Here is a 246-nt window from a genome sequence, read left to right on the forward strand (position 1 = left end):
TGCTGCCGGACGGACCCGAGTTGTTGCCGCTGTACGTGCTTGCCACGATGCCGCCGGACAAACCTTGGTTCATCGTGCCGTAGCCGCTTTGGCCGCTGAAGTTGTTGTACGCGCCTTGGTTGGCCGTGCTGCCGGACGGACCCGAGTTGTTGCCGCTGTACGTGCTTGCCACGATGCCGCCGGACAAACCTTGGTTCATCGTGCCGTAGCCGCTTTGGCCGCTGAAGTTGTTGTACGCGCCTTGGT

The 246-nt window shown here is 62.2% G+C and carries 1 protein-coding gene; it reads right to left on the reverse strand.

Going from position 1 to position 246, the window contains the following annotated elements; genetic code table 11:
• Positions 1-199: hypothetical protein (locus tag M3650_RS31665; protein ID WP_251580320.1), on the reverse strand; the 199-nt coding region annotated here is incomplete at its 3' end.
• Positions 200-246: the final 47 nt, after the last annotated feature.

Origin of the sequence: Paenibacillus sp. MER TA 81-3, assembly GCF_023713585.1 — a bacterium.
GTDB classification, from domain to species: Bacteria; Bacillota; Bacilli; order Paenibacillales; family Paenibacillaceae; genus Paenibacillus_B; species Paenibacillus_B profundus.